We start from the raw sequence: 4,573 nt of genomic DNA, 5'->3' as shown, positions 1-4,573 counted from the left end.
CCCCGCCCGGCCGGCTCAGCCGCCGCGACTCCGGGTCACGGAAGTACAGCGGGCGGCTGAGCGAGGAGTAGACGATGCGCTGGTAGCCCTCGGCGTGGAGCAGCTCCCAGAGGGTCTCCTCCAGGGTGCGCACCCGGTAGTCCGGGTCGACGAAGACGTCGTCCACGCCGGGGCCGTACAGGACGGTGAAGGGCTCGTCGGTGCTCAGGCGCAGGTCGCGGAAGCGTTCGCCGCGCGCGAGTGTGGTCATGCGCCCTCGCCCCGGGGCTTGGGCCGCAGGTCGTAGCGGGGGTCGTCGGTCCTGAGGTCGGGGGTGCCGGGTTCGAGGCGCGGCATCGGGACGGGGGCGTGTGCCTGGTGGCCGCCGGCCTCCAGCATCCGCCGCACCGCCTCGGCGCGGGCGCGCTGGTCGGCCTCCGCCTCGGTGTCGCGGTCGGAGGAGATCACCCGGATCACGTTGCGGCCGGAGGCCGGGTCGGCGGTGTCGATGTCGATGACGATCTCGCTGCCGGTCTCGTGCCGGAGCCGGGTGATGTGGGCGCCGCGCTGGTCGGAGCCGACGAAGTCGTCCTCGACGTAGGCGTAGAACGCGGTCTCGGCCAGCGCCTGGACCACCTCGTCGGCGAGGTTGACGCGGATCTGCGAGGCGAGCTGGCACAGGCGCGCCTGCCGCACGGTGTCGGCCAGTTGCGCCTCCAGGGCCGGCGCCTCCTCCCGGCAGATGCGCTCCAGCTCCTCGGCCGTGGTGGCCTCGTCGCGCGAGCGCGCCAGCAACTCGTCGAGGTGGTCGCGGAGTTCGTCCAGGGCGCCGGCCGACCAGAAGTCGACGTCGAGCGAGTAGCCGGGGATCTCCCGCTGATCCGGTCCGACGACCGGCAGCTGCGCGCTGCGCCGCACCTGCTGCTCGACCAGCAGCACCGCCTGGACGGCCGCGGACTGCCAGGACCGGCGCAGCAGTTCGGCCTGCTCGATGCGGACGCGGAGCTCGCTGAGGGTGTAGTAGCCCTCCTGGGCCACCGCGAGCGCAGCGTCGTAGCGGCCGAGGTCGTGGTTGCCGCGCGCCTGGCCGAGGCGCAGTCGGACGGCGTCCAACTCGCCCGGGGCGTAGCGCTCGTGGGGGAGGGTGTCGGTGATGAGATCGGCCATGGAGCCGGCGTCGGCGAGCCAGGTGGCGGAGAGCTGTTCGGCCCTGGTGCGGTCGTGCTGCAACTCCTTGACGTCGGCGGTGAGTCCGGCGATCTCGGCGCGGCGCTCGCGGCGTTCCTCGGCGAGATCGGTCTCGAACTTCCGCCGCTGCTCGTCGAGTTGCGTGCGCGTCTCGGCGCGCAGCTCTCCGGCCGTATGGGTCAGCCGCTGGTGGAGGTCGGCGGCCTGCTGGTGGAGCCGCCGGTTGGTTTCCTCCTCCAGCGCGCGGTTCTGGTCGCTGAGCCGGCGGACGGCCTCCTCGCTCTGCTGCTGGCGGCGCCGCACGGCCTCGAACTCGCCGGCCATGTCGGCGCGGGCCTGCTCGCGCACGCCCTGGATGAGCTTGGGCAGGTCCCGGCGGACCGTCTTCAGCTCGTCGGCGCTCTTCAGCAGGCGGTACCACTGGGACTCGTCCACCTGGATCTGCTTGCGGCCGCTCATCGTGCCCTCCCTGGGTCTGCTTGCGCGATCCGGTTCCGTACGGTGGTGACGGCCGTGTCGAAGGCCTCCAGGAGGCCCGTGGGCGGCACGCCGACGAGCAGGGCCTCGGGCCCGTCGAGGGCGATCTCGGCGCTGCGCGGGCCGTTCTCGTAGTCGTGGTCCTCGGCCCGGGAACGGCTGCTGAGCCGGTGCACCCGTTGGTTGGTGCTGCCGCGCAGGCCGCGTCCGGTGTTGTGCCCGGCCACGTAGAGGCCGTCCACGAGCACGTCGACGAGGGCGAGCAGGCGGGGGACGTCCGGGTGCGGCGGGTGCTCGCGGAGGCGTTCCAGGCGGTGGCCGGTGAAGCAGAGGACGGAGACGTCCCGCCGGGCGCGCGCCAGTTCGACGGTCTCGGCCAGGGCGGTGGCCTGGGCCATCGGCTCGCCGCCGGAGAGCGTCAGGCCGGTGACCCGCTCGTTCGCGAGCAACTCGGTGGCGAGGGCCTCCGGGCTGACGAGCCGGGCGGGCCGGTCCGGGATCCAGTCCGGGGACATGCAGCCGCGGCACGTGAACGGGCAGCCCTGCACCCACACGACCGAGCGCAGCCCCGGGCCGAGCGCCCGGGTGCCGACGTGCGTCGCGGCGACGTTCACCGCAGTGGCGGTCACGACGGCCGCCCCGGCGGTTCGGCCGGCACCGGCTGGTAGACGAACGCCGTGCCCGCGGCCACCACCCGGCTGCCGGGCGCGCAGGTGACGGAGCTCGCGCGCGCATGCGAGCCGTCCGGGCTGTAGCGGATGCGCAGGTCGATCCGGGCGCCGCGCTCCGACGCCCGGCGCCGGCCGCGCACCCGCCCGGCCCCGCCCAGCGCCGGGCGGAGCTGCACCCGGCGGCCGGTGAGCGGGACGTGTTCGGGGATCTGCTCGCCGAAGGCCGGCTCGATGAGCAGCACGCCGTTCAGCGCGGGCCGGTACACCCGCAGCCACGCGAGGACGAGCACCAGCAGGACCAGCAGCGGCAGGCCGATCAGGAGCGGCAGGGTCGCCGCCGAGCCGACCTGCCCGGAGACGTCCACCGGGAGCCCGGCCGGCTGGAGCGCCGGCGGGATGTCGAGCTGGAGGTCCGGCGCGAGGGCGGGCTGCCACGGCGAGCCGACCGTCCCCGTGACCTTCACGGTGGCGCTCGTGTGCTCCACGTGCTGCGGGGTCAGCAGTCCGCCGTCGAGCCGGCCGGTGATCCGCACCGGGATGTCCTGGGTGGAGCGGGGGGAGAGGATCAGCGAGGACGGCAGCCCCGACACCTCGAAGGGGTGGCCGGCGACGGACACGGCGATGCCGTCGACCGAGAGGGGCAGGCGGGCGGCGTGCGAGGTGAACGAGAGCGTGCCCGTCGCCTCGCCCTTGCCCAGGTCGAGCGTCGGCGGCCCCGACCAGGACACGGTGACGCCCTGTCCGTGGTCCGGCGCGAGCATCGCGCGGGCCTGCCGGAGGCGGGTGTCCTCGCCCGCGCGCTGGAGGTAGGAGCCGAGGTCCTGGATGCTGCCGGGCACGAGCTCCCGGGTGTCGGCGACGACCTGGCGCAGCAGCTCCGCGCCGGTCGCGCCCGTCGCCAGGGGCAGGGCGTAGCCGACGAGGTCGGTGTGCCCGGCGAGCTTGGCGGCGCGCGCGTGCAGGGCGGCCGTCCAGGTGGAGGTGGCGGCGACGGGGTAGGCGCTGCCGGCCGCGGGGGCGTTCTCGCCGTCCGTCATCAGCACCACGGAGGCGATCGGCAGGGCGTCGCTGCGCTCCAGCTCGCCGAGCGCGGCGTTGAGGGCCGCGCCGATGTCGGTGTCGCCGTTGGCACTCGGGGCGGCGGGCAGGCGGGACAGGATGTCCGTCGGGTTCCCGGCGGCGCCGATGTAGCGGGCGACGACGGTGGTGTCGAAGGTGTACAGGGCGACGTGGTCCGCGCCGGTGAGCCCCGAGAGGAAGGTCTGGAGCGTCTGGCGGACCGTCCCGTAGCGGCCCTGCTGCGTCATCGACGGGGACGTGTCGACGAGGACGACGTAGTCGGCGGGCTGGTGTTCGAGACCGAGGGCCTGGTAGACCTCGGCGCGCGTGGGCCGGTTCGGGTCGGCCGCGTGCGCGGCACCGGGCCGGAGCAGGCCCGGCAGGAGGATGGCCAGCAGGAGGATGGGCAGCAGGAGCGCGGCCGGCGGCCGGGCCGTGCGCGACGGATTCATCGGTGGTCTCCCTCAAGGACGCCCGGCAGTTCGCCGAGCGGGTACTCGTGCGGCTCGCCGGAGCCGCCCGCGGGCCGCAGCACGAGCCGGGTCGGGCCGGCCGCCGCCATCGCGATCCCGATGTGGAAGCGTTCGCCCTCCCGGCTCGCCGGCAGGGTCACCGCCCCGACCCGGACGGCGGGCCCGCCGGCCCCGTCCCGGACCCGCACCTCGGCCTCGCGAGGCCGCTCGCCGGCGCCCCCGACGGCGACCCGGCGCCCGGCCCGCTCGGCGAACACGGTGGTGCCGCCCGGCACCAGGCGGCCCGGCCCGCACAGCGTCAGCTCGGTCTCGGCGAGCCGCCCGCGGTGGACCCGCCGGGCGCCGATCAGCACCTCGTACGGGTACCGGTCGGCCGGGTCGACGAGCCCGGCCGCCACCAGGGCGGCGCCCAGGACGGCGGCCAGCGCCGGGTCCGCGGCGGCGGGCAGGCCGACCGCCCGACCGGCCCCGGCGGCGGCCCGCCGGACGGCGGCGAGCCGGGCCGGACCGCCGACGGCGACCACCGGCAGGCCGTCGAGCCCGGCCTCGGCCGCCGCGTGGCCGACCTGCTCGCGCAGCACGGCCAGGGCGTGCCGGGCCGCCCCGGCGGGCACCTCCCGCCCGTCGACCCACAGGACGGCCATGTCGTCGTAGCGCGCCGGGTGCCGCTCGGCCCGCGCGATGACGCGCTCCCAGCGGGCGGCGGAGCCGGGCGCGTCGCGGGCC

At 76.1% G+C, this 4,573-nt stretch carries 4 protein-coding genes and 1 pseudogene; all 5 read right to left on the bottom strand.

Annotated features, from left to right (window positions below; all coding sequences use genetic code 11):
• The coding region (locus ACFV4F_RS42450) for a hypothetical protein (protein WP_380511207.1) at positions 1-250 on the bottom strand (250 nt) is incomplete at its 3' end.
• Positions 247-1,626, bottom strand: coding sequence for a hypothetical protein (locus ACFV4F_RS42445; protein WP_380511204.1), 1,380 nt, complete (start codon positions 1,624-1,626; stop codon positions 247-249). The genes ACFV4F_RS42445 and ACFV4F_RS42450, both read right to left, overlap by 4 nt.
• The gene (locus ACFV4F_RS42440) at positions 1,623-2,273 is read right to left on the bottom strand and encodes a 4Fe-4S single cluster domain-containing protein (protein ID WP_380449052.1); all 651 of its coding nucleotides are present in this window, start codon (positions 2,271-2,273) and stop codon (positions 1,623-1,625) included. Before ACFV4F_RS42440 ends, ACFV4F_RS42445 begins: the two co-directional genes overlap by 4 nt.
• Positions 2,270-3,826 carry a vWA domain-containing protein gene (locus ACFV4F_RS42435; protein ID WP_380511201.1) on the bottom strand — a complete coding sequence of 519 codons (1,557 nt, stop codon included), beginning with the start codon at positions 3,824-3,826 and terminating at the stop codon, positions 2,270-2,272. The genes ACFV4F_RS42440 and ACFV4F_RS42435 overlap by 4 nt, the downstream gene beginning before the upstream one ends.
• Positions 3,823-4,573: pseudogene (locus tag ACFV4F_RS42430) on the bottom strand (hypothetical protein); the annotation flags it as partial. The pseudogene ACFV4F_RS42430 and the gene ACFV4F_RS42435, both read right to left, overlap by 4 nt.

The sequence above is a fragment of the Kitasatospora sp. NPDC059722 genome, assembly GCF_042733235.1.
Lineage (GTDB): Bacteria > Actinomycetota > Actinomycetes > Streptomycetales > Streptomycetaceae > Kitasatospora.
Note: the sequence above shows the minus strand (reverse complement) of the source record. Positions and strands in the feature narration are given on the sequence as shown.